Consider the following 24207-nt stretch of genomic DNA (forward strand, 5'->3'; position numbering starts at 1 on the left):
CAAAGCGAATTGAGCAAGATCCAAACGTCAAGCGGCAGAAAGATCTTGATGCCCGTTGGACCAGGAAAAACAACGAGAGATACTACGGATATAAGGATCACGTCTGCATAGATAATAAACACAAACTGATACGTGAATACGAGGTAATTTCTACCGAAGTACATGATTCACAGGTTTTATTGAATTACTGGGTGACAATAGCTCAAAAGATGTTTGGGCGGACAGCGCCTATTATGGTGAGGAATGTGAGATCGCGTTGGATGTAATGGGCTACCGTACTCATGCGCATAAAAAAGGCTGTCGAGGCAAACCTCTTAGCGAGAGTAAAAAATAAATTAACCACCGTAAATCCAAAGTTCGGGCCAGAGTTGAGCATGTATTTGGTTCTATGGAAAATGAACAGGGAGGAATATTCATTCGAACTATTGGACTTGCGCGCGCCAATGTTAAGGTTGGCATGATGAATTTAGTTTACAACATGCGTCGATTTGTCAGTTTATGCAGTCGAATTGCGCCCGCAGTATGAAGAGTGGGATAGAATGGCCATGAGTGTTGCTTGGAATTACTATAAAATACACTAACTATCAATACTTATTGAACAATCTCAGTTTTACAGCTAAAACTCAACCATAAAATAGTACTCCAATAGTTTGTAAATTTATCTCCGAATTTATAGAGGCGCCCCGACACTTTCGATTTGTTTCCTGTTGTTCTTTTTCCGTAAGATCTAAAAACTTTAAATCACCAAAGTCTCTCGATTCAGCGAGCATCTTCAGTCCTTCAGATGAATATATTTCATCTAACTCTACTATGGGTATTCTTATGATTTGGTCAGCTTTTATATCAGCGAGTACTACTTCACTGCTGCCTACAGACTCGATCATCGATCGCTTACATGGAATCCCATTTCTAAATTCAACGATGACGCCTTCTACCCACAGTTCAATAGACATCGAATATCACCTCGGTTGTCATTTGTAGATGTTCGGAACTTATATCAAACTTCAACTACCCCAATGTAGCCAGGAATAGATTTCCCTCAAGCTGGCTTTATCCCATAGCTTCGTAATCATGCGAGAAAGAGGCATCGTATTACCGACACTTTTAGCGCACTGATATAAGTTACGCATATCTTGAGTGGGGCGTTTTCTATATTGATAGGGCTTTTTATAATTCGACAGCAGGGGTTGGTGAGTAATCTCCATCTCATCAACCAACAGAAAACTAATATTGGGATTTTCAAGTGAAGCTTCAAAACTGCTGAAAAGTGTTTGGTACCGCTCTTCTTGAGAGCGCTTTAAAGGCTTAACTTCAACATATTTACGCGCACCTTATACATAGTGCACTTCGGAGTCTGGTGTATATTTTCGTTCTTCACCATCTACAAATACATTAAATGTTCTCGGCTGAGGGAAGTGGGTTTTAACTCTCGAATCAAATTCGAGATGGAGACAGTACTTTGGCTCCAGAATGGAGTCAACGAGGATAGATTTTCCGCTGCCCGTCTTAATTGCCGGAAATCGAACTATGTTCTTAACAGCGGATTTTTTCAGCTTGCGGGCCGGAGTTCACATTTTTACATATATCCTGAACTCTCATGCCCAAATTATATGCTTTTTATAGCTTTCTCCTAAAAATTTTATAGAATAGTTCTATAAATTTATAAGCTTTCCCTACAATTTACAATATCATCCAACTTCAGCCAGATTTCCCTTGCTCTCCAACCATTGCTTGCGGTCACCCGCACGCTTTTTCGCCAGGAGCATATCCAGCAATTGGTTACTATCATCACCCGCATCTATGTAGAGTTGCACCAGGCGACGGGTATTGGGGTCCATTGTGGTTTCACGCAGCTGCATGGGATTCATTTCACCCAAACCTTTAAAGCGGGTCACCTGGATTTTTCCCTTTTTCTTTTCCGCACTGATCCGGTCGAGAATACCCTGCTTTTCTGATTCATCCAGGGCGTAGTAAACATCCTTACCGATATCAATACGGAAAAGAGGCGGCATGGCAACGTAAACGTGGCCGTTGCTCACCAGTGGTCGGAAATGGCGCAAGAATAAAGCGCACAACAAGGTGGCAATATGCAGTCCATCCGAGTCGGCATCCGCGAGAATACAGATTTTATTGTATCGAAGGCCTTCAAGATTATCGCTGCCCGGATCTACTCCCAGGGCCACAGCAATATCATGAACTTCCTGACTGCCTAAGATTTCTGCAGAATCCACTTCCCAGGTATTCAGGATTTTTCCACGCAGCGGCATGATAGCCTGGAACTCCCTGTCACGAGCCTGCTTGGCAGAACCGCCAGCGGAGTCCCCTTCCACAAGAAACAACTCAGAGCGGGAGGTATCAGCACTGGAGCAATCCGCCAGTTTGCCAGGCAGAGCTGGGCCCTGAGTCACTTTTTTACGCGCAACTTTCTTGGCGGTGCGCATACGCTTTTGCGCATTGCTGATACAAAGTTCAGCGAGCTTATCGCCCTCCTCTGTATGCTGGTTTAACCAAAGACTAAAAGCATCCTTGGCTACACCAGAAATAAATGCGGTTGCTTCGCGGGAAGAGAGGCGTTCTTTGGTCTGACCAGAAAACTGTGGGTCGCTCAATTTGGCGGAGAGTACATAAGAGCAGGAGCTCCAAATATCCTCAGGGCCCAACTTGACGCCGCGAGGCAACAGGTTGCGGATTTCGCAGTATTCACGCATGGCGTCCAGCAGGCCTGCACGTAAACCGTTAACATGGGTTCCGCCCTGAGCAGTGGGAATCAGGTTGACATAGGACTCTGCAGTAATCTCTCCTCCTTCCGGAAGCCACTGTACGGCCCAGTCCGCAGCTTCAGTGGAGGCTGCAAAGCTACCGACGAAGGGCTCTGCGGGCAGTACTTCCCAGCCTTGGTTGGCTGCGGCAAGATAATCCTTAAGGCCATCCTCGTAGTACCACTCATCCGATTCCCCATCCTGCTCATTGATAAAGGTAACGGTGAGGCCGGGGCAGAGCACTGCCTTAGCGCGCAAGAGGTGGCGCAAGCGCACCACGGAGAATTTGGCGGAGTCAAAATACTGGGGGTCTGGCAGAAAGCGCACGCTAGTGCCGGTTGTACGTTTGGGACATTCGCCAATCACTTCTAGGTCAGAGGCTTTCTCCCCATCTTTAAAGCCAATCCGGTGTACCTTGCCATCGCGCTGAATAGTTACTTCTAGCACTTGTGACAAGGCATTCACTACCGACACACCTACGCCGTGCAGACCGCCGGAGAACTGATAGTTTTTATTGGAGAATTTACCTCCTGCGTGCAGAGTGGATAAAATCACTTCGACACCGGGGCGACCCTGTTCTGGATGAATATCCACTGGCATGCCGCGACCATTGTCACTGACAGACAGCGATTGATCCTTGTGCAAAACCACTTCAATTTTCTTTGCATGCCCGGCGAGGGCTTCATCAACGCTATTGTCGATGACTTCCTGAGCCAGGTGATTGGGACGAGTGGTATCTGTATACATACCGGGGCGTTTTCGCACCGGGTCCAACCCCGTCAATACTTCAATATCTTCGGCGGAATAATTGGCCATAATTTTTATGAATTACTGCTGATTAAATAAGAATTCGACAATGGGCTCGCAGTAGCGCGCGAACCCCTGGAAACTGTGATCACCACCGTCTTCGATAGTTTGACACTGCCCTTGGTAATAGTCCTCCGCATCGCGGTAATCGAGCGTTTCATCGCCGCGCTGGGCCAAAAGCCAGTAGCGGCTGCTCAGGGGGCTTGGCAGCTCGGTCTCCAATCGCTGCATGGTATCAATGTCCACCCCGCCAAGGCGATAGCGCTGCGGCTCACCACTATAGGGCCGCAAAAGCTGCCCTATGTAAGCGGGCATAAAGCGGGACGGGCGCACCGCAGGGTTGATAAGTACCGCCGGCAGATTAAAGCGCTCCCCCAAATAGGTGCACCAGAAGCCTCCCATAGAACTCCCCACCAAACCAATAGGACCACAATTGGCAGACTGCAGGAAGCCCTGCAGCAAGCTGACCAAAGATTGCTGGGCAATTGCCGGATAGGGGGAAATTTGCGGTGCGCAGAAAACAATATGCGGGTGATCAACATTGAGCCACCCGCGCATCAACTGGCATTTATAGGATTGTGGTGACGATAGAAAACCGTGCAAATAGATCAGCAGCGGTCTTCCTTTGGAATCATGAGTTTGCATAGGCGGGGATTATAGCGTCCCTATGCATTAGTGGGAGCGAAAGACCTCACCTTCCCCGCCAGACAATCTTACAAGGCCTACAGCAGGGATTTATCCAGGCTGGCGAAGGCACGGCGCATATCCACGCGCATGTCAGACCAGAAAGTAACACTGGTAAAGCGCTCCAGGCGCCCACCTAGTCCTGGCGACCCGAAGTTCTCACCGATATCCCTACGATCACTGAAGCGCATCACTACATTGCTATCGCGGTCGTACAGGGTACCCACCAACACGCCATAGGCACTCTGCTCGGTATAGACACGCCATGCCCAGGGAGAAGGGGCCAGTGGTGCAGCAAGGGAAAACCTCTCCAGCGACAGCGCGAGCGTGTAATCAGCTTCCGCCGGCTCGGAAACCAGCTCTCCATTGCGTGTACTGAGGAATTTATCAGAAAAGGTTTGTGCAAGGAGGGTATTCAGACGCTGTAGGTCCCTTTGATCGAACTCGTAGTCTTTTTCCCGGTAACTACTGCGCGGGTGCGGGGCAAAGCGCTTACTGTAGCCAATTTGTACTGGGGCGACATAAACCTTGGCGCTACTTAAATCCAGGGCAAAAGCTGCCGACACTTCATCCAGGTTGCTCGAACGCGGCTCCAAACCTTCGCTTTGAACCAGTGTAGAGTCACGCGCCGCGGGCTCGCCTTGCATTGCGGCTTGTTCCGCACAAGCTCCGAGTAACAGTGCTGCGCCCAATAACGAAATTAAAAATAATTTTTGCATTTTTATACTCCTGACTTCCCGATGTTATTTATCCGGCGAGTGGAGCCCCATACAAAAATCAATACCCCATAGATAAGAGACGCTGGTGCCAAGAATTCCAAAGTCTCTAATTTCCGCAGGCCCTGACTTTCGCCGATCAATCCCCGCGACACTGAGCAAATAAGTGTTTTTCAGGGAATCTCCATTGTACGGAGGCCAACAGGGAAAGATAGAGGTAAGTTCGTTAAGAATGGTTTTCACATTTTTACGGTGTCAGCGAATAAAGAGGGGGACTCTAGTACCAATTGATTTCAGGTTGATATGAATCAATAACCGGAAGAGGCAAGGTCCACATAATATTTGGAGATGGAAACGCGCTCAACGCCGGTGCTGTAAGTGCCATCATCATGCAATTCAAACCAGCGATAACCTGGCATTTCATCGTCCACAGCAAAGGGCCCACTACCAGGCGTAAACTGTACCGAGGTAGACGGTGTTGCATGTAGACCAACTTGACCACGGCTGCTGTCGAACTGCTGGTGAACATGGCCCCAAGCGATGGCCTTTACCTGGGGAGCCTGATCCACCATCTGTAACAGTTGTTCACGCCCTTCGCGGAGCATGTGACCATCAATCCAGTTGCTGCCCACTGGAACAGGCTGATGGTGCATCATGATCATAACCGGGTATTCGCGAGTCTCGTGTAACAGCAATTGCAAGCGTTCCAGTTGAGCCTCGCTTAGGCCGCCGCAAATCTGACCTTGCACACTGGTATCCAGCAGTAACAGCCGCCAATTGCCCAATGCGACCAGTTCTGCACTGCGTTTTGGAGCCAACTGCTGCATGCGCGTACTAATGTCATGATTGCCGGGAAGCCAGTGCCAGGGGGTGGGGATAGCGCGGATTTTTTGCAAAAAGCGACAGTAGGAGGCCTCAGAACCGTTGGCACTGATATCACCGGTGGCGACCAGCGCTTTGGCGTGAGGCTGTTTGGCGACAATTGTTGCCAATACCTCATCGAGTGTGTGACCGGTGTCCAGACCCAGCAGCTGGTAATCGGGCCTGCTGCCGATATGTGGATCTGTGATCTGGATCAAACGGTGCGATGCCGCCCCAGGAGACGAATTCGACTTATTGTGCTCGCGAATCACTTGCTCACCTTGTGTTCACATCCATGTGTTCTATTGCAGAATTAAAAACTTCGGCCATCCAGGACCAATTCAAATTCTGCGCGACCATTTGCGAGACAGTACTCCAGCCACTCACCGAGAAAACGGTTGGCCTGGGGTCTCTCATCTGCGCGCTGCATACGGGGATTCGGGTAAGCGGTATCAACTCCATTACCACCCACGGGCCCGCGACCATTGGCTGAGACTGCCTCCGCCATACACGCATCGTGATAGAGGCGCACAATTAATTCCGGGGGCTCCAGCCAGCGGCACTCACTGAGGCTTACCTCCGCGCCCAGAGACACTTCCGTCGTGTATCTGGAACGCGCCATCACTTTCAGTATCAGGGTGCCACCGGGCAGTTGGTAGCGCCAGTGCTCTCTCTCAGAAAGCTGAGGCAGCAACCTGATCAGGCGCAGGTAGTTTGCATCGCAGTCGGCATGATAAGACGACAGATCGACTCTATACACCGCACTTTCTTTGCCATTTGGCGACAATTTTGTCCGTTTGCGCTGCCGCGCCTGTGCCTTGCCCAGTACTGCCATTATCAACACTCCGATTCTATTGCCGCCGTGACTCAGATCTCAGTTTGCCCTAAACGCAGGTAACGGAACGCAAGACATAATGACTGGTCAGGCAGGTAACGTCATTTTTGCTATTTTTCCTCGATTTAGCTCCAGCCATTGCATACAAATAATAGTGGCTGCATTATCCACGGGGTTCTCTCCTGGAGCATAGTCTCCGGCCATGGCCTCAAGGACTGTACCCCTGGGAAATACTTTTAGGCGTATATCCTCATTTTCCTGCTCCAGACCAAAGTAACCCTCTGCAGAATCCAAGTCCACCAGTGCGCAGTAAAGGTGCAAGCGCTCGGAGCTGCCACCGACGCTCGGCATATAACTGTGGATAAAGTGCAAATCATACACTTGCAAGCCCGCCTCTTCCTGCACTTCGCGCCGCGCAACATCCTGCAGATTCTCTCCCTCCTCGACCATACCCGCTACCACTTCCAGGCACCAGGGACCCGCTGCCCGCTCTAGGGCCCCCACGCGAAACTGCTCGGTGAGCGCCACCAGATCCCGCACAGGATCGTATAGAAGAACACCCACCGCCGGAGCTCGCACAAACACCTCACGCTCAAAGATATCGCTCCAGCCTCCACGAAACAGGCGGTGGCGTAATCGCAGGCGCAACATGGTGAAAAACCCCTTGAATACAGGTTCCCTGGAAATAATTTCCACGGAATCCGAGGAAAACTCGGGAGATAGGTGGCTTTGACTGTTTTTTCTATACATTGTTCGCCTTCCTTCCTTTGCGATTCAGGTCAAGTGCCTTGTGGGCAGTGCGGGACTATCTGGGCCCGAACCAGCTGTTATACTCTGCGCCCACCGTAACAGCCGCTGATGCAAGCGGCCATACGAATTAACTCCCTGGATTTTTAGAGAGTGCACCACCATGAGAGTGCTCAATATCGCCTATCAGCAACTGCGCCGCTATGGCAAGACGCGAGTCAGCTGGGCGCAAAAACTGACTTTTGGCCTGATCAAAAACGATCACTACACACAAGTATTCAGCGATCGAGATGTCGCTGCGTTTGAGGCGCCGTTCGGCATCCGCGACCTAGGAGTAAAGAAAGCCAATCGCCGCTTGCTGGAAACGGTAGAGGCCTTTGATCCCGACCTGGTCATCGCTGGCCACTGCGACATGATCACTAACGATACCCTGAAGGAAATCAAGAGACAGCGGCCCAACTGCCTGATTGCACATTGTAATAACGACCCGCTGTTTGTCCCCAGCAACGTCGAGCGAATTAAATACCGGGCTGAAGTAGCCGATGCCATTTTTGTTTCTACCGGGCGGCGCGAACTGAATATTTTCGAGGGTATTGGTGCTCGCGTTTATCATATGCCCAATCCGATTGAGGCATCTATCGAGAACCTCAACAACGCCGAGCGCACAGACCTGCCCATCGACCTGCTGTTTTGCAGTAATAGCAATAACTTCACCAAGCGCCTGCAAATGGTGAAGAACCTCAAAGAAGCCCTAGGGGATTCGCTCAACTTTAAAACCTATGGCAGTTTTGGTGAACCGCCAGTCTGGGGAAAGGATTACGACCGCGCACTTTCTCAAACTAAAATGGGGCTGAATTTTAATCGCCAGGATACTCACTACTGGTATTCGTCGGCGCGTATGGCACAGCTAGCCGGCAACGGCATATTGCAATTCACCAGTGACAAATTGCACTTCGATGAACTGCTGCCACCTGAGAGTATCGTTTACTTTTCAGAAGAGCAGGATCTGCTGGAAAAGATACGAGAGTTTCAAAATGATGACGCCAAGCGCCGCGCCTGGGCGGCACGAGCGAGGGAGTTTTTTCATACGGAAATGAACTCCAAGCTCTATGCACAGTACATTGTCGAAGCCACAAGTTTACAACCCTTTAGTCATAACTATGCCTGGGCCCGCGATATTAATCTGGATGGCACCCTGAAATAACGGTACTGACAGACCAATCACACTGAATACGTTGGATTTATGAGTAACAAGCCAATTCGAGTGGCACAAGTCCTCGCCGGCGCCGAGCACGGCGGTGCTGAAAACTTTTTTGTACGCCTGGTAAGTGGATTAAACCCGCGAGGGGAAATTAACGAAAAGGCATTTATTCGCAATCACGACCATCGCGTGCAGGCACTGCGCAACAATGGTATTGAAACCGAGGGATTTAAATTTGGTGGCAAGCTGGATTTTCTCGGCCGCAGAATTTACCGGGAGGCTCTTGGTAACTGGCAGCCGGATATTGTGATGACCTGGATGGGCCGCGCCACTATCATTACGCCCAACTCAAAAAACTATCTGCTGGTCAGCCGCCTCGGGCATTATTACAACCTCAAGTACTACCGCCATGCGGATTACTGGATCGGAATCAGCAAGGGTATCTGCCAACATATGATAGATGGTGGTATTCCCAAAGATCGAATATTCCACATACCCAACTTTGCCGATGAGACTCCTGTAGAGCCCCTGCCGCGCAACAGCTTTAATACTCCGGAAGACAAGCCCCTGATCCTCGCGGCGGGGCGCCTGCATATCAACAAGGGGTTCGATGTCCTGTTGCACTCCCTAACGCAGATTCCCAATGCCACCCTGTGGCTCGCAGGTGCGGGCCCCGAGGAGGCCAAACTGAAAGCCCTGTGCCACAAGCTTGGCCTGGATCAGCGGGTACGCTTTCTTGGCTGGCGCAACGATGTCACCACCTTGATGCGCACCGCTGACCTGTTTGTGTGTCCATCACGCCACGAGGGCCTGGGTTCAATCGTGATGGAATCCTGGGCACACCGCTGCCCAATAGTGGCAACCAATTCCCAGGGACCTGGTGAGGTGATTACCGATGGCCATAGCGGTCTGATCACCCCCATTGACGACGCAGATGCCCTGACGAAGGCCATTAAGTCAGTATTGGATAACCCCGAGCTGCGCCGGAGCCTGATCGAAAACGCATCGGAGGTGTACGCTAAGGGCTATTCGAAAAGATTTATCGTAGATTCCTATATTGAACTCTACGATAACCTCATGGATCGGGGACGCCCTTAAACATTGCAATAAAAAAGCCGTCATTTATTGGCGGCTTTTTCTTGTGCTTGGCTGAAAAAATCTCGACATACAGTTACTGGTAGGCCTGTGGCAAATCCCGCAGTAACGCACTAACACCCCGTGCAATTAGGCGCTGACGCTGCTCAATGCTATCCGGGCGCGTCAGAAGCTCTTTAGCACTGCCTCCCCAGATAATTTCGCCCCCCGGGCGGCCGATGCCAACACTCATAATCACCAGCGGTGCATCAGTAAGCGGTGGCAACTCTACAACCTCCTGTGGGGCATTACTATCAAACTGCTTATCCCAGCTGGGGTCCCGAGTATCCCCGGAAAAAAATTCATCGATCACGGCAACCTGGTAATCCACCACCATATCCGCATCCTGGTCCTGGGCCACTAAGCGATACCCCCGTTGCAGCAGCTCTGCCGCTACCATATCGCGCATTTCCTCATCCAGTTCCACTAGTTGTGCCGATGCATCGGGGCTATCAACGAGCGGTGTCACTCCCCACTTATAGGTGGAAAAAGCCACCGGCTGGGCCCCGGTATTTACTCGCTCCACCTGCATCTCCTGGCATCCAGCTAACCACAACATTGTCGCCAGGACCGTCATTATGTAACGCATAAATACTCCTTAAACTTCCTACTTATTTGACTGGCTCAGAATAATCATACAATTCTATTTTGGGACTCCACTTATACCATTCCGGTTCAGCCTTTGGGTACAAGGGGTAGTGGCTGCCGGACTCCACTTCGAATCCCATAAAGGGTGGCTCTGGGGTAGCAAAGGCAACCCCTCCCTTTATCAAGGCTTGAGCGGATTCTGTGTTGATATTGAGACCACTTCTCAAGCCAAAATTCACGTCCACACCACTGGCATTCCAAAAAACCGTATGCTCACGCACCAGCGGGCGATATTGCGGCTCTATATGCACATAGATATAAACACGATCTGCCAATTCACCCAGGGAGAAACCGGTCACTTCACCCACCTGGACTTGGCGATAGTACACGGGGCTGCCCGCTACCAGGGAGCCGCGTCTTGCTGCATCGAGTATTACCGTTAATCCCGGCCGGCTCATAATATCTGCCAAGTCCTCTTTCGGCGCCTGCAGCTCTGCATGGAACTCAGTCTGGTGAGGCCCCGCACCCGGCTCCAAGGCGAGATAGCGACCGGTAATCAAAGTATCCAAGTGCGCAATTTTGCTGATACCAATCTGTGGTGATACCACCCAAATACGGGTGCCCGCCCGAGCAAAATTCGCACCGCGATGGTAGAGTTTGGCCCGTGCACGTACCTCGCCCAGATGCCGGCCAAGACGCAGGCGGGTAATTTCCCCCACTTGCACGCCTTTGTAACGTAGAGGAGCACCGACTTTCAAACCCTCCGCACTGGGGAGGCTGATATGTATCTCAATTCCCTCCTCCAATGCTGCCTCGCGACTGCTGTACAGAGGAAACTGGTCGCCATTTTGTACCGCTGCCGCTTTGGCCCGATCCTCTCGCCGGATACCAAAAGCGACTCCGCCCCTCAACAGTGACATCAATGAGTCAGCCTGTACTTCTATGCCTGAGCTCAAGCTGGCACTGGCACGCAGCCCACTAACATTCCAGAAACGGGTACCTTGGTGTACCAAGTGCGCATAACGCGGCTCAATAACCACATACACCTCTACGCCCTCGCCATCCCTGCGTAATTCCATGCCCTGGACTTTACCTACCTCAATACGGCGAAAGTACACCGGAGCGTCTCTCTGGAGGGATCCTGGGTTGCGCGAGGTAAGGCGCAGATGCAGTCCGGGCACCCGGGGGTCCCGTGGTGGTGCCGAGGCGCGCGCGGTAAATGTGCGCTGGGAACGCTGTCCGCGTCGCAGGTCAACCTCAATCCGATTGCCCTGAATTAATTTATTTAAGCCACCGGTGAAATCAAACGTAGGAGGTGCCAGCCAAAAACGTGTATTTTCGCTCAGCAGGTCATCAGTGGCTGGATCCATTAATACTTTGACAGCCATACCATTTATGCGCTTATTGGCTTTTGCACTGCTGACTTCACCAACCTGAATCCCCTGGTAATACACCTTGGTGCTACCGGGCGTGACATCGATACCCCGGTCAAAATTCAGGGTGACAGAAATTCCCGCATCCGCAGCGGCAAAATTTTTGTACAGCTTAAACTCTGTACCATTGACCGCCAAAGGAGACTGGCGTTGGGATTCCGGGGTATAAAAACTCACACCACCAGCAAACAAGGCGGCAAGGGATTCCAGAGTTACACTAATACCGCTGATACCCCCCTCAATGGAAATACCAGAGCTGTTCCAGAATCGGCTACCACGATGCACTAAATAAGCATATTCACGTCGAATAAATAATTCGATGCTGACTTCATTACCGTCTTCCTCGAGCCTGTAATCCGCCACCTGCCCCACACTCAACTGGCGGTAATACACAGGAGAACCGCGACTAAGCGAACCCAGGCGGCGGGATTTAAGCACCACGCGCAAGCCGTCACCGCGAATAAACGCAGGAGGTTGGTCCAGGGCGACAAATTCGCGCTTACGCTTGCCACTGCCCGACTCCACTGCGATGTAGTTACCCGACAGCAGAGTCTCCAGGCCCCTGATGCCGGTAATGGATAATTCTGGTTTCACAACCCAGAACTCTGTCCCCTCCACCAACAGGTATTCCGCACTGCGATTAAGACTGACCTCCGCTAAAACACCATCGGCACCATTGAGCTCCTTGGCATTGGGTACCAGCCGTACATCCTGCACAATCCCGATATTTACACCGGAGTATTTCACCACGGTTTTACCTTTTACCAGGCCATCACCAGAATGAAACAAAATACTCGCGTGAACATCCCCCTCAGCAACATCCTGATAGAGCAACCAAAGTGCGATTAATCCTGCCACCAAAGGCAGAATCCAGACCAACGGCAGTCCCTTGCTGGAACGCACCAGCCCACGCTGGGCGCCGTTATCCAGGGGGGGCTCAGCAGCGCCATTCTTCTGCGGAGGCGAATAATCAGCCATTTTCCGCAGCGCTCCTGTGCGCCGTCTCAGGTCCTGCAGCCGTTTTGTACAGGTCCCCGTCATAGGCATCCCAGATCAGACGGGGATCAAAAAAACGCGCGGCCATCATGGTGATAACCACCACAGAGGCAAAAGCGGTACTACCAGGACCGGCCGCCACCTGAGCGAAAAACCCCATATCCACCAGTGCTGTCAGAATGGAAATCATAAAGAGATCCAGTAGAGACCAGCGGCCAATACCTGAGACCACTCGGTAGATTTTCATTGCCTGGGAGGGCACAAACGGTAAACGCAGCTGTATCTGAATCAGCAACAACGACAAGCCTAGTAATTTCATTACCGGCACTGCAATACTAGCCACAAATACAATCAGCGCGATGCCCCACATACCGCTGTTATACAGCTGCATGACACCGCTGATAATGGTCATGGGTTCACCTGTACCGAGGTAAGCCACAGTCATAATCGGCAAGATATTTGCGGGCAATAACAATAGAGCCCCGGTAATCGTTAACGCCCAGGTGAGCATCAGGCTGCCATCAATACGACTATGCACCCGTCCACCACAACGGGGGCAGCGGCAATGCCCCCCAGTGACCGGCAAAATAATCAACTGATGGCAGCTCAAGCAGCTGGTCAGCCCCTCTTTGAGTCCCTTCGAAGGGGAGTTCATGCCCGTGTCTCCCGCGATGCACGCCGATACGCCAAGCGATGCCAAATAGCACCCTGGTCGAAACTAAGCGAAGAGAGATTCGCCACCAGCATCATGGCACCGAAACAGTAGAGACCTGGCTCCACGTCCATTTTTCCCAGATCTCTTAATTTGATCAGCGCTACCAGAATTCCGAGCATATACACATCAAGCATGCCCCATTCTTTAATGTGCTGGTACCAGCGCACCGCATAGGACACCCAGTGATCCAGTAAGCTCCAAGTACTGCCACAGCAGATAAATAACAACAGCAGAAATTTGCCCAGGGGGGTTAGCACGCTGCAAAACAACACCAGTGACGCCAGCCAGAAATACCCTGCTTTAAATAGGGAATGAACACCATTCATCAAGGTATTCTCGGCACCAAATGAGAATAATGAAAACTTGAGGAGTGGCAGGCTCGCAGAGGGGATAAATAACAACAGCCCTGTCAGGCTCAGCGCAATGGTGAAATAAATACTGTGATTGGCATTGCGGTGTAAAGTGCAACGACAGCGGGGACAAACCAGCTTCTGACCAGGTGGGGCCAACCCACCAGTCAACAAAAGGTCGCATTCATGGCAGGCCCGCTGCCAAGGTATCGGCTTTTCGTTGCGCACTTGTTCCATGTGCGATAGGTCCTTGCCTTATCCTGCATAATTTTTGCCGCATCCAAATACTTCGATGATGCGTCTATTGCAATATAGGGCCTTAACCCTATTCAATGCTGCCGTATACAGCCAGACAGTTACCGGTAAACGCACATTCGCGTCGGTTTAACGAAGATATACCAAAAAGCCCAAAGCGTCGCCTCGACGCTCAGGCTGGCCGCGGGTACACTCTCGCGACTGCTGATTGGGGAGACAGGCAGCACCACTGTACCATGCGAGCCAAAGGAACCCACCGAGTGCCCATAGCTCGAGTGCCGCTCCGAATACTTTTTAAAGCTTGAAGACCGCACCCGCCACAGGAAGTTGAAACAGATGAAAAGAAGTAACCACACAGAGCCGCGAGGCCGCCAGTTGCGTCCACTGAAGAAACTACTCGCCGCCGCCCTGCTCGGATTCGGCGCCATGCAGGCCCAGGCCGACACCCTGTGGGATATTTATATGCAAGCGCTGGATAACGATCAGCAATTGGCCGCCGATCGTGCCACTTATCATGCGGGGATTGAGGCGAAGAACTTACTTCGTGCGCCACTTTTACCGCAAGTAAGAGCGTCCATTGATATCGCTAGACAAAAAAGGGATATCCAAAATACTAGAACTATACCTGTTGAGCAGACAGATCCGAACACTGGCGAGATAGTCGATATTGAAATTGTCGACTTCTTTTCTAGAACAACCGGCACCACCAATAATGAAGGGTATGTCGCGGAACTCACCCAGGCCATTTTCGACGCGCCAGCTTGGTTTGACTACCAACAGGGCAAAAAACTCACCGAGGTCGCAACTGCTGAGTTCAGTGCCGACCAGCAGGAAATGATGATCCGCGTAGCCACCGCCTATTTCGACGTATTACGGGCCTATGATGTGTTGGAAGCCGCCATCGCTGAGGAGCAGGCTTTAGCCAAGCAGCTGGAACAGACCCAGCAACGCTTTGAAGTGGGCTTGACCGCAATCACCGATGTCTACGACTCCCAAGCCGCTTACGATAGCTCCGTAGCACGCCGCCTAACCGCCCAAGACGATCTGCTCAGCGACTTTGATGCCCTATCGGTCCTTACTGGCGGCTACCACGATGAGGTTGCGCCTCTCGTAGATACCTTCCAAGTAGCACCTCCAGTGCCGGCAGAGCGCGCAGACTGGGTAGAATTTGCTTTGGCCAATAACTTCGATTTAAAGGCTGCAAGATTAAATGCAGAAGCTGCCCGTTATAATGCCCGCTCCGCAGCCAGTGAACATTTACCTACCCTGACAGGTTCACTTACCTACAACAGAACTACCGCCAACGGTGATCTAACCGACAAGATTATCCAGGCTGGTGATACGCGACGTAATACCTACCCATTTGACCAAGATAATGTCCTCAAAACTGCCGCTATCACTTTAAATGTCCCCATCTATACTGGTGGCCTGCTTAGTGCAAGTCGCCGTGAAGCACGCAACCTGTCCTTCCAGGCCCAGGATCTGCGCAACCTGACCGAACGCAACACTATCCAGACTACGCGCACCCTGCACCGCGCGGTAGTGACCGATGTCTCCCGTGTGGCAGCGCGGCAGCAGGCTGTGGTCTCCGCCAAAAGCGCCCTGGATGCCACTCAAGCCGGTTATGAAGTGGGAACGCGGAATATCGTTGATGTTCTACTGGCCCAGCGAACTCTGTTTGAGTCGCAAACAGACTATGCTAATTCTCTATACGACTACATACTCAATACACTAAACCTCAAACAGGTAGCGGGGCTACTTTCACCTCAGGACCTGCAGGAACTGGATGCAATGCTGAACCCGGCAAACAATGTATCCCGTATAGCCGAAACTGGCCCGTCCAGTCTACCGGCGCCATCCAAGTAAGTGCTTCAGGTCTTCTAAGTAAAAGTGAGCGGCCCCTGGGTTCGCTCACTTTGATTCCAAAGCAAGCATCTGCCCCTCTATTTCCCCGAGTAGACACTGCAAGGCTCCACTATTCTGTCCCGCTACCACCTTGGCCCTGTGGCCCACAAGCTTCCGTTTCTCATCGCTTAGTAGCCAACCTTTTAACTGCAAAGCTAATGCCTCAGCATCCTCCACAACGGTGAGCCCACCAGCCTCTCTGAGTAACTGAGCCACAGTAGCAAAGTTATGCAAATAGGGCCCGGAAACTGCCGGCACCCCCCAGGCCGCTGGCTCGATCAAATTATGGCCACCCACCGGGACCAAACTGCCACCGACAAAAGCCATATCACAGGCACCATAGAAGCGCAGTAGCTCCCCCATGGTATCCCCCAGGAGTACCTGATCTCGAGACGCTGGAGCAGCATCCTCACTACGCCTAACCACCCTGAAACCACGCTCCCGGCACAAGCGGGCTACATCATCAAATCGTTGAGGGTGGCGGGGCACCAGAACCAAAAGCAAGTCTTCAAACTCCTTCAATAATATTGAGAAAGCATCCAGGATAATCTCATCCTCGCCGGTATGAGTACTGGCTGCCAACCACACTTTGCGGTTAGAAGGTCCTCGCCACTGATGGGTCAAAGCTTGAGCTTCACTTACCAGGCCCAGGTCAATTTCCAGATCAAACTTAATATTGCCACTGGTAACCACTCGCTCCTGCGGCATCCCCAAGGATACGAAGCGCTCAGCATCTATTCGGTACTGGGCCACCACTTTATTCAGGTTGCCAAGCATGGAACGAGTAAAAGCGGGGAATCTGCCATAACCTCGAGCAGACTTCTCACTGAGACGTGCGTTGGCCAGCAGACTGGGAATACCCTGCTTCTGACAAATACGCAACAGATTCGGCCAAAGCTCAGTTTCGATAATAACTAACATACTGGGGCGCAGAGCTTTCAGAAATGGGGTCAGGCATTCAGGCAAGTCGTATGGCAGGTAGTAGTGCAGTAGGCGCCCCCCCAATATAGGATGGAGAGCCTCGCTCACACGCTCGGAGCCTGTAGGCGTACTCGTAGTCACCAGCCATTGCCACTCTGGATGCCGCACCGCCAGCTCGGAGATCACCGGTACTGCGGCCAAGGTCTCCCCCACAGATACAGAGTGGACCCATATTAACGGGGTGCGGCTCAAACGTTTGGGAACCCGACCTAGTCGTTCACGGAGGCGTTGGCGGTAAGCAGGCTGACTGCGTCCACGCCACCAAAGGCGTAAAAAAACAAAAGGTAAGATGATGCGGAAGAGCCAGGAGTAGAAAGTCTGCATATATCCAGGAGTCACGAAAAGGCAATTATTTGCAACTAGGACCAGAGGTCCAGGCGACTATCTTACATGCAGAATATACAAATGAAGCCCGGAAGATAAATTCTTAGCAGTCAACAATCCGGTAAAAATCCGAGCGGGCCCCAAATACCCCACAGGCCATGCCAACCGAGCGGCACAGACGCAGCCAGGGCCGGGAACCTAAGCGCCGGCCGCCAAAGACCCCCCCAAGAAGACAAGCAACCCCTGCAATCAGTAGCTGGAATAGCGCTGACATCAATATGCCAAAGCGGCTGCGGCCCGATAGCAGCTTTTGCTTCGCAAGGGTAATACCTGCCGAATATTTACGACGGGAAAGCCAGCGCAAATTTGCACGGCTCTCGGGAACAGATTCAAAGACCTTAGCCTCAACACAGTGGACGATTTCTCCACCTTTGGCATTAAGCTCAGTGAAAAACAATACGTCCTCTCCCCCTCCGAATGGGTCTCGCTCATCAAATGACAGGCCTAGCTCACGAATAACCGTCATAGGGATAAGGACGTTGTTGGTAGCGCAATAGGTGAGCCGATCCCCTGTCTGCCTCCGCCTGCGGGAAAAAAACTTTGCGTAATAGGCTGGTGCTGATTCGGGCAATTCCCGTACAACACTGCCGTTAACCACTGCGCTTCCACCCAGCTCTTGGGCATATTGAAATAACTGAACAAGCCAGTCTCGGGCGACCCACTCATCATCATCAATAAAGATAAGGTAGTTTGCACCCTTGCTTTGGGCTTCTTGAATACATCGGTTGCGTGCGAAGGGAATTCCTCGACGCTCCTCGAGAGCGTAAAGTACCTGCAGGGGGAAGTCATTTGTAAGGGACTCAACTACTGCCTGCCCCGCTCTATCTTCAGGATCATTATCAACTACCGTCACCGCCACATCGGCATCCGCAGGCAACTCAAGCTCAGCGAGGCTCCGCAGGGCACGGCGAAGCTGTTCAGGCCTCTTACATGTGCAGATGCAAATATCCAACAGTGGTCGCAATTTAAACTCCACAAACAACCAAAACTATAGTTAGGGGGCGGCAATAGCAGCGCAGCCTATACCCCTCAAAATGGTATGTCTATAATATTCGGTTTTCCGCTCACCGGTGGTCAACGAGTCAACTTGCTGGCACCTAGCCAAAAAGCCAAAATACTAACCAGTACATAAATATCCTGTGAAACAATCCATCAAAGTTATGCAGCTGCTGCCTGCCCTGAACTCCGGGGGAGTGGAGCGAGGTACTCTCGACCTGGCGCGCGCACTGGTTCATGCCGGCCATGAATCTACTGTAGTATCCAGTGGCGGCTCTATGGTCAAGCAGCTGGAGCTCGAAGGGTCAAGGCATATTACACTGCCAATCCATAAAAAGTCTCTTAGTAGTTTGCTACAGGTTAGACCGCTTAGACAAATTATTCTTCATGAGCGGCCCGATGTTCTGCATGTACGCTCCCGAGTTCCCGCCTGGCTGACCTATCTCGCTTGGCGAAAGCTAGACCCGGCCCTACGCCCACGCCTGATTAGCACTGCACATGGCCTCTACTCTGTCAATCGCTACAGCGCTATTATGGCCAGCTGCGAGCAGGTGATAGCAATCTCTGAGTGTGTAAATAATTACCTGCTGGACAATTACAAAGCATACTTGCAGCGGCCACCAGAGATCATCTATCGCGGAGTCGATACTGATGAGTTCAATCCCGACATACTTCCCCCAGATGATTGGCGAGAAGGCATCGAGCGGGAATTCCCCAACCTGCGCGACAAACACTGGCTTCTCTTACCTGGGCGATTAACTCGCTGGAAAGGGCAAGAAGATTTTATTGAGCTTATTCAGCGTTTATGTAAGAACCGCAATGATATTCACGGGGTCATACTCGGTGGGGCCGAATCTAATAAGAGGCATTATGAGGAGGAGCTAAAACAAAAAGTAAAAAACCTGGGGATAGACAGCCATCTCACCTTTGTTGGGCATCGCAGTGATATTCGCTTTTGGTACAAAGAGTCCAGCTTAGTGTATAACCTATCCAAACGGCCCGAACCCTTCGGTCGAACCGTGATAGAATCAGCTGCCATGGGAACACCCATTATTGGATACAATATTGGCGGTCCCGCAGAGTCCTTAGGTGTTTGCTTTCCCCAGGGGTTAGTAGAGCAGAGCAATACACAAGCGCTATATGACCGCACTCAGGAGTTACTCAACAGCGGACCGCAAAAGGTAAACCTCGCTCGAGAATTTACCCTTGAGCACCAGGCAGAGCACACCATCGAAGTCTATAAAACCATGCTTCAAGAGTCGTTCGGAACCAGCAGTGATTGATTTAGGCCAAAGTCAGCCCTTTGCCAGCGGCGGCAACCGCTTCTGTTACCGCCACCCCCAGGAGCCGCTTCTCTGTATAAAGATAATGCGCCCCGGACGCACTATGGAATTGCTTGGACGCGCGCCCTGGTATAAGCGGTGGCGCGGGGAAAAATACTTTGATGATAACCTGCGCGAACAGGAAGGTTATTCACAAAGGGCATTACAGCAAGAGCAAAAGGGACTCTGGCGTCACCTACCGCGCTGGTATGGGATACAGCAAACCAACCTGGGGCCAGGTGTGGTCACGGATCTTATCCTGGATAGCGAAGGAAATCCTGCGCCCACTTTGCGCCAGTATCTCAATGAACACGGTTTAAATGGCGAGGTACAGTCTGCGCTTGAGCGCTTCACAGAATGGCTGCTGGAGTACGGCGTACTGACCAAAAACCTGATTGCCCATAACCTGGTTGTACGTGAAGAGGAAGGGAAGCTACAGATCTACGTAGTTGACGGCCTTGGCTGCGCATCCTTTTTACCACTCCCACAAGTCTCTGACTTCTTTGCCAAACGCTATATTCAACGACGCATCCAGCGAATGTGGTTGAGGGTGGAGTGGGAGCTTTCCGATAAAAGCACACCATGGAGAAAATTTGAATCTCAGGGACTTAAACGTTAACGGAAAGGTAGGCCACTACGGCGTAACAAAGCCCGGGCACACAAGAGATATTGGTCAAGAGGCTCCCTTTCAGACCGAACTGACACCTCCTCTTTCTGATCGCTAACAACCCCCTGGTCTACCAACCTCTGTACTGCAGCCCGCACCTTATTTGCCCTTGAACGGCTCGGGACCCGAATGATCCCTACCCTGGCACGACTTTGCAGCGATTCAAATATCATTGAGATACTGTCTTCGCTCACCCAGATTTGCTCAGCTACTGACATCTCTTCCTGCAACCACATGGGAGAGCAGGAGCGCCAATCCACGATATGAACATTACTTGCAGACGCAGCTATAGAAGCCATTGTCCCTTCTGGTGTTCGGCGGCTATCAGAAATCTGCCAATTAAAGGGCTGCAGTAATAACTGCCCAACTTGATGACCTATGGACTCGACATCCCAGGAGAAGTGCTTACTGGGGCCCCCAAGTAAAATTAGGCCACGCCCCGGTTGTACTGGCCGATCAGGCAAAGGCTCTGTCAATGCGCCCTGACTGAGAATAATGTTGTCCAGAGGCGGGGGGCGGTCGTGCTCCGGCACAATTGCAAAATCAAACCAGCGGAAAGGCAACTGCGGGAGGTTAATAGCCACTGCTCGCCCCCCAAAACGATGTCGCGCAGCCAGCATTGGCAGGCGACTTCGGCGGCCAGTCCCTATAAGAAAATCCGGCTTCGGAAAACTGGATAACTCACTTGCTCGCCCCAGGAGAATACTCGAAGCCGTAATAGATGGACAAACGTCATAGCTATTGACCTCACCCACATAACTACTGCGGAGGCCACTGGTCAACGCCGCACTTTGCTTTTCATGCGCACGATTACCGTCGAGGAAACACCAAACAGTCAGTTGCAAGAGATTGCCTTGAAATACAAAAAGAATAACTAGGCCCTCCTGCTCTAAGCACCACGAGCCTAAACATAGAGCGTATGCTACCTTAGGCTATCGAGCGGTTGAACCCCTATACTATCCAGTATAACCTTCACACCCTATAGGTGCGGTGCTCGTAGAGCAGTTCACCTTTAGCGCAGGCAGTAGGTAGTGCCAAATTCTCAGCATACTGCCTATTTAAGGGGCAACAACGACCTTAGACTCCCCCCAAATTTCACTACGGTGTCTATTAGCAATCAATGAGCACCCCATCACAGCCCCCATTGCTGCGAGTGCAAATGTAATTATGCAAGAATCTGGAAGTAACCACAGCCCAACGGCCCCTTTACGCTATTTACACCAGGATTCCAAGTGGATTATCGGTCTACTCCGTACCGTATATCTGGGTTTATTCATTTTACTCTGCGGTTTTTACTTGGCTCCGAAGGAGTCAGGTGTTCAAACCACCTTCTATTTAACCTTATTACCTGCAACGCTGCTACTACTCCTTTGGAGAAGAGATTACCGTTTTGCTTATTCTTGGCAATTTGCAGCCTTCTGTAGCCTTTCTTTTATATTGACCCTCTCCACTTTCTGGGCAGATGGTGACAATGCCGATGTTATACGCGAAACAACATATTATTGGAAACTGCTATTTTATCTTGCCATTTTTTACTGTGCGATCCATATACTGTTAGAGCAATATGGAGATATGCTTTTACGAAGGCTACTACTTGCAATAATTACGGTAGGTTTTATTTCCGGACTTGCCTCATTAATTGCTTACGGAATTGATGGCGGATTTCAGCGTTTTTACCGCATTGGGGGCATTTCCCTGGAAGGTAATATTGATAAGACCGGTATGTTATTTGGCTTTCATGCACTATTTTGTTGCTATGGCCTCACCCGTCCTTCACGGCTCTGGCGCTGGGTATCCTGGACTGGTTTAGTGACATCCGCTGTTTATATTCTACTATCCCAAACCAAAATCCCTATTGTTATGGTCGGATTAGCTATTCTGCTTGCAGCAATGGTCACTCCATCCCGGCTACTGAAAGCATTTGTCTTGGTTGCTCTTTTTGCCATTATTCCAATCACCTACTCGGCTGTGTTTGGTGACCTTCCTTTGCTTCACCGAGGTAACGCATATGCAGTTCGCCTGGAATTATGGCGCAAAGTCTTTGATGAATTTATGCTCTCCCCTGTAATCGGCTCTGGCTTGGTGCACAAACAGTTTATCGAACTAAATCATATGCTACCCCACCCCCACAACTACCTTCTAGATGTAGCCCGGTTTAGCGGCCTGCTGGGTATCGCAGCCTGTGTTTGGCAGGGGCTTGGGGCCCTGTCTGCGGTGATGACTAAAGAAAAGATACTCAGCTGGATACCGGGCTTATACGTTGCCTGGTTCCTATTCGGTACACTGGCAATGTTGATCTATGCTCAGCAGCCATTGGTCAAACCTAACTACATTTGGTTTTTCTATTGGGCCCCACTCGCTATCCTGCTGGCCCGGAGCTACCTTGAAAAAAATACGGTGGAATATGTTGGCTCTCCTTCCCAGCAGGTACACCAAAATATCACTCCTCAAATGATTGAGTCTGACTGATGAACGTAACCGTTTTTGGCACCGGCTATGTAGGTTTGGTGCAAGCCGCTGTACTGGCAGAAGCCGGTAATAAAGTTGTTTGTATTGATATCGACAATGAGAAAATCGATCGACTGAAGCAGGGCCATATCCCTATCTATGAGCCAGGCCTTGAGCCAATGGTAAAAAACGGGATTAATACGGGTAACTTATCATTTTCTACCAATGCCGCCGACGGTGTTGGGCATGGGGAACTGATCTTCATTGCCGTAGGCACCCCTCCTGATGAGGATGGATCTGCTGATTTGAGCCATGTGCTAACTGTAGCCAAGACAATTGCTCGGCACATGAATGGTAAAAAATTCATTATCACTAAATCGACGGTTCCTGTAGGAACCGCAGATAAAGTTCGAGCAGCGGTTGAAGAGCAGTTAGCCGAACTTAACAGAAGCGACCTAGCGTTTGATATTATTTCTAACCCGGAATTCCTCAAAGAGGGGTCCGCGGTTGCGGATTGCATGCGCCCAGACAGAATTATTATAGGTACCTCTGAAGCCGAATCCGAACAGAAACTTCGCCACCTATACGCCCCCTTCAATCGCAATCACGAGAAAATTCTCGTAATGGATGTGAAGAGTGCAGAGCTTACCAAGTACGCAGCCAACTGTATGCTGGCGACCAAAATCAGCTTTATGAATGAAATGGCTAATATCGCCGATAAGGTCGGGGCAGATATCGAGGCTGTTCGAAAAGGGATTGGTTCTGATCCAAGAGTTGGCTACCAGTTTATTTATGCCGGTATTGGCTATGGTGGCTCATGTTTCCCAAAAGACGTAAAAGCCCTGATTGCTTCAGCGCAGCAGCTGGGGCTCTCAGCCGACATTCTCTCCGCTGTAGAGTCTCGCAACGAGCGCCAGAAGCACTATTTGGCTGAGAAAATCCTGGGCCACTATGGAGATAACCTAAAAGGGAAGACTTTCGCTCTTTGGGGCCTCTCTTTTAAACCCAATACCGATGATATGCGCGAAGCGCCCAGTCGTGTTCTATTAGAGCGCCTGTGGGAAAGTGGAGCGAAAGTACGGGCTTTTGACCCGGAAGCGATGGATGAATGCCGGCGTATCTATGGCTCGCGAGATGATCTTGTACTTTGCAACTCTAAGTATGACGCGCTTCAGGGTGCCAATGCCCTGGTCGTCGCTACAGAATGGCAACAATTTAAAACGCTGGACATTGACGATCTAAAATCTATTCTGGTTGAAGCAGTGGTCTTCGACGGTCGCAACCAATATGAGCCAAGCGAAATGCAGAAAGCCGGCTTTGATTACTATTGTGTAGGCCGACCGGATATCAATACGGCTAAAAATCAGCAACCACCCGCATAGCGGGTGGTATGATGAAAGCCCCCTGAGGGGGCTAATTACAA

General features: G+C 51.0%; 22 protein-coding genes. 8 read left to right on the plus strand and 14 right to left on the minus strand.

Going from position 1 to position 24207, the window contains the following annotated elements:
* Positions 1 to 266: transposase (locus ACCI49_RS18900; RefSeq protein ID WP_371840725.1), on the plus strand; the 266-nt coding region annotated here is incomplete at its 5' end.
* Positions 267 to 623: 357 nt separating this feature from the next.
* Here ACCI49_RS18900 and ACCI49_RS18910 read toward each other — a convergent pair.
* The 7 genes from ACCI49_RS18910 to ACCI49_RS18940 all read right to left on the minus strand — a co-directional run bounded on the left by ACCI49_RS18910 (position 624) and on the right by ACCI49_RS18940 (position 7412).
* Positions 624 to 953, minus strand: coding sequence for a hypothetical protein (locus tag ACCI49_RS18910; protein WP_371840726.1), 330 nt, complete (start codon positions 951 to 953; stop codon positions 624 to 626).
* Positions 954 to 1688: 735 nt separating this feature from the next.
* Complete coding sequence (gene parE / locus ACCI49_RS18915) at positions 1689 to 3575, minus strand: DNA topoisomerase IV subunit B (protein WP_371840727.1); 1887 nt, start codon at positions 3573 to 3575, stop codon at positions 1689 to 1691.
* 12 nt (positions 3576 to 3587) lie between these two features.
* Positions 3588 to 4211: a YqiA/YcfP family alpha/beta fold hydrolase gene (locus ACCI49_RS18920; protein WP_371840728.1), complete on the minus strand. Its 624-nt coding sequence runs from the start codon at positions 4209 to 4211 to the stop codon at positions 3588 to 3590.
* A gap of 77 nt (positions 4212 to 4288) precedes the next feature.
* On the minus strand, positions 4289 to 4969 hold the full coding sequence (locus ACCI49_RS18925) for a hypothetical protein (protein WP_371840729.1): 681 nt from the start codon (positions 4967 to 4969) through the stop codon (positions 4289 to 4291).
* 305 nt (positions 4970 to 5274) lie between these two features.
* Positions 5275 to 6099 carry a 3',5'-cyclic-AMP phosphodiesterase gene (cpdA, locus tag ACCI49_RS18930; protein WP_371840730.1) on the minus strand — a complete coding sequence of 275 codons (825 nt, stop codon included), beginning with the start codon at positions 6097 to 6099 and terminating at the stop codon, positions 5275 to 5277.
* Between the two features lie 41 nt (positions 6100 to 6140).
* On the minus strand, positions 6141 to 6662 hold the full coding sequence (locus ACCI49_RS18935; protein WP_371840731.1) for a DUF1249 domain-containing protein: 522 nt from the start codon (positions 6660 to 6662) through the stop codon (positions 6141 to 6143).
* A gap of 87 nt (positions 6663 to 6749) precedes the next feature.
* Complete coding sequence (locus tag ACCI49_RS18940; RefSeq protein WP_371840732.1) at positions 6750 to 7412, minus strand: NUDIX domain-containing protein; 663 nt, start codon at positions 7410 to 7412, stop codon at positions 6750 to 6752.
* A 160-nt stretch (positions 7413 to 7572) separates the two neighbouring features.
* Here ACCI49_RS18940 and ACCI49_RS18945 point away from each other — a divergent pair, with 160 nt between their 5' ends.
* Both ACCI49_RS18945 and ACCI49_RS18950 read left to right on the plus strand, forming a co-directional pair.
* The gene (locus ACCI49_RS18945) at positions 7573 to 8613 is read left to right on the plus strand and encodes a glycosyltransferase family protein (protein WP_371840733.1); all 1041 of its coding nucleotides are present in this window, start codon (positions 7573 to 7575) and stop codon (positions 8611 to 8613) included.
* A gap of 39 nt (positions 8614 to 8652) precedes the next feature.
* Positions 8653 to 9708, plus strand: coding sequence for a glycosyltransferase (locus ACCI49_RS18950; RefSeq protein ID WP_371840734.1), 1056 nt, complete (start codon positions 8653 to 8655; stop codon positions 9706 to 9708).
* A gap of 73 nt (positions 9709 to 9781) precedes the next feature.
* Here ACCI49_RS18950 and ACCI49_RS18955 read toward each other — a convergent pair whose 3' ends face one another.
* Genes ACCI49_RS18955 through ACCI49_RS18970 form a run of 4 tightly spaced genes read right to left on the minus strand, consistent with a single transcriptional unit; the run spans position 9782 to position 14063 of the window.
* Positions 9782 to 10333 carry a DUF4136 domain-containing protein gene (locus ACCI49_RS18955; RefSeq protein ID WP_371840735.1) on the minus strand — a complete coding sequence of 184 codons (552 nt, stop codon included), beginning with the start codon at positions 10331 to 10333 and terminating at the stop codon, positions 9782 to 9784.
* 22 nt (positions 10334 to 10355) lie between these two features.
* On the minus strand, positions 10356 to 12743 hold the full coding sequence (locus ACCI49_RS18960; protein ID WP_371840736.1) for a PqiB family protein: 2388 nt from the start codon (positions 12741 to 12743) through the stop codon (positions 10356 to 10358).
* Positions 12736 to 13416 carry a paraquat-inducible protein A gene (locus ACCI49_RS18965; protein ID WP_371840737.1) on the minus strand — a complete coding sequence of 227 codons (681 nt, stop codon included), beginning with the start codon at positions 13414 to 13416 and terminating at the stop codon, positions 12736 to 12738. Before ACCI49_RS18965 ends, ACCI49_RS18960 begins: the two co-directional genes overlap by 8 nt.
* Entirely contained in the window at positions 13413 to 14063 is a 651-nt protein-coding gene (locus ACCI49_RS18970; RefSeq protein ID WP_371840738.1) for a paraquat-inducible protein A, read from the minus strand. The genes ACCI49_RS18965 and ACCI49_RS18970 overlap by 4 nt, the downstream gene beginning before the upstream one ends.
* 354 nt (positions 14064 to 14417) lie before the next feature.
* Here ACCI49_RS18970 and ACCI49_RS18975 point away from each other — a divergent pair, with 354 nt between their 5' ends.
* Positions 14418 to 15947: a TolC family outer membrane protein gene (locus ACCI49_RS18975; RefSeq protein WP_371840739.1), complete on the plus strand. Its 1530-nt coding sequence runs from the start codon at positions 14418 to 14420 to the stop codon at positions 15945 to 15947.
* A gap of 45 nt (positions 15948 to 15992) precedes the next feature.
* On the opposite strand, the gene waaA is transcribed toward ACCI49_RS18975, so the two are convergent.
* Both waaA and ACCI49_RS18985 read right to left on the minus strand, forming a co-directional pair.
* Positions 15993 to 17291: a lipid IV(A) 3-deoxy-D-manno-octulosonic acid transferase gene (gene waaA, locus ACCI49_RS18980; protein WP_371840740.1), complete on the minus strand. Its 1299-nt coding sequence runs from the start codon at positions 17289 to 17291 to the stop codon at positions 15993 to 15995.
* A gap of 103 nt (positions 17292 to 17394) precedes the next feature.
* Entirely contained in the window at positions 17395 to 18315 is a 921-nt protein-coding gene (locus tag ACCI49_RS18985) for a glycosyltransferase family 2 protein (RefSeq protein WP_371840741.1), read from the minus strand.
* Between the two features lie 175 nt (positions 18316 to 18490).
* Here ACCI49_RS18985 and ACCI49_RS18990 point away from each other — a divergent pair, with 175 nt between their 5' ends.
* Together ACCI49_RS18990 and ACCI49_RS18995 are read left to right on the plus strand one after the other, a co-directional pair.
* A complete protein-coding gene (locus tag ACCI49_RS18990; protein ID WP_371840742.1) occupies positions 18491 to 19630 on the plus strand; it encodes a glycosyltransferase family 4 protein in 1140 nt (379 codons plus the stop codon).
* Positions 19623 to 20288, plus strand: a complete 666-nt coding sequence (locus tag ACCI49_RS18995; RefSeq protein ID WP_371840743.1) for a YrbL family protein — start codon at positions 19623 to 19625, stop codon at positions 20286 to 20288. The genes ACCI49_RS18990 and ACCI49_RS18995 overlap by 8 nt, the downstream gene beginning before the upstream one ends.
* Here ACCI49_RS18995 and ACCI49_RS19000 read toward each other — a convergent pair.
* Positions 20285 to 21181 carry an ELM1/GtrOC1 family putative glycosyltransferase gene (locus ACCI49_RS19000; protein WP_371840744.1) on the minus strand — a complete coding sequence of 299 codons (897 nt, stop codon included), beginning with the start codon at positions 21179 to 21181 and terminating at the stop codon, positions 20285 to 20287. The genes ACCI49_RS18995 and ACCI49_RS19000 overlap by 4 nt on opposite strands.
* Before the next feature lie 322 nt (positions 21182 to 21503).
* On the opposite strand from ACCI49_RS19000, the gene ACCI49_RS19005 reads away from it, so the two are divergent.
* Positions 21504 to 22805: an O-antigen ligase family protein gene (locus ACCI49_RS19005; protein ID WP_371840745.1), complete on the plus strand. Its 1302-nt coding sequence runs from the start codon at positions 21504 to 21506 to the stop codon at positions 22803 to 22805.
* The gene (locus ACCI49_RS19010; protein ID WP_371840746.1) at positions 22805 to 24166 is read left to right on the plus strand and encodes a UDP-glucose dehydrogenase family protein; all 1362 of its coding nucleotides are present in this window, start codon (positions 22805 to 22807) and stop codon (positions 24164 to 24166) included. Before ACCI49_RS19005 ends, ACCI49_RS19010 begins: the two co-directional genes overlap by 1 nt.
* The last annotated feature ends 41 nt before the right edge of the window (positions 24167 to 24207 follow it).

The sequence above is a fragment of the Microbulbifer epialgicus genome (genome assembly GCF_041447265.1).
GTDB classification, from domain to species: Bacteria; Pseudomonadota; Gammaproteobacteria; order Pseudomonadales; family Cellvibrionaceae; genus Microbulbifer; species Microbulbifer epialgicus.

Excerpts from the sequence above, each read along its gene's own strand:
- ACCI49_RS18910 (WP_371840726.1), bottom strand. The coding sequence starts at position 953 with ATGTCTATTGAACTGTGGGTAGAAGGCGTCATCGTTGAATTTAGAAAT.
- parE (WP_371840727.1), bottom strand. The coding sequence starts at position 3,575 with ATGGCCAATTATTCCGCCGAAGATATTGAAGTATTGACGGGGTTGGAC.
- ACCI49_RS18920 (WP_371840728.1), bottom strand. The coding sequence starts at position 4,211 with ATGCAAACTCATGATTCCAAAGGAAGACCGCTGCTGATCTATTTGCAC.
- ACCI49_RS18925 (WP_371840729.1), bottom strand. The coding sequence starts at position 4,969 with ATGCAAAAATTATTTTTAATTTCGTTATTGGGCGCAGCACTGTTACTC.
- ACCI49_RS18935 (WP_371840731.1), bottom strand. The coding sequence starts at position 6,662 with ATGGCAGTACTGGGCAAGGCACAGGCGCGGCAGCGCAAACGGACAAAA.
- ACCI49_RS18940 (WP_371840732.1), bottom strand. The coding sequence starts at position 7,412 with ATGTATAGAAAAAACAGTCAAAGCCACCTATCTCCCGAGTTTTCCTCG.
- ACCI49_RS18945 (WP_371840733.1), top strand. The coding sequence starts at position 7,573 with ATGAGAGTGCTCAATATCGCCTATCAGCAACTGCGCCGCTATGGCAAG.
- ACCI49_RS18950 (WP_371840734.1), top strand. The coding sequence starts at position 8,653 with ATGAGTAACAAGCCAATTCGAGTGGCACAAGTCCTCGCCGGCGCCGAG.
- ACCI49_RS18955 (WP_371840735.1), bottom strand. The coding sequence starts at position 10,333 with ATGCGTTACATAATGACGGTCCTGGCGACAATGTTGTGGTTAGCTGGA.
- ACCI49_RS18960 (WP_371840736.1), bottom strand. The coding sequence starts at position 12,743 with ATGGCTGATTATTCGCCTCCGCAGAAGAATGGCGCTGCTGAGCCCCCC.
- ACCI49_RS18965 (WP_371840737.1), bottom strand. The coding sequence starts at position 13,416 with ATGAACTCCCCTTCGAAGGGACTCAAAGAGGGGCTGACCAGCTGCTTG.
- ACCI49_RS18970 (WP_371840738.1), bottom strand. The coding sequence starts at position 14,063 with ATGGAACAAGTGCGCAACGAAAAGCCGATACCTTGGCAGCGGGCCTGC.
- ACCI49_RS18975 (WP_371840739.1), top strand. The coding sequence starts at position 14,418 with ATGAAAAGAAGTAACCACACAGAGCCGCGAGGCCGCCAGTTGCGTCCA.
- waaA (WP_371840740.1), bottom strand. The coding sequence starts at position 17,291 with ATGCAGACTTTCTACTCCTGGCTCTTCCGCATCATCTTACCTTTTGTT.
- ACCI49_RS19005 (WP_371840745.1), top strand. The coding sequence starts at position 21,504 with ATGCAAGAATCTGGAAGTAACCACAGCCCAACGGCCCCTTTACGCTAT.
- ACCI49_RS19010 (WP_371840746.1), top strand. The coding sequence starts at position 22,805 with ATGAACGTAACCGTTTTTGGCACCGGCTATGTAGGTTTGGTGCAAGCC.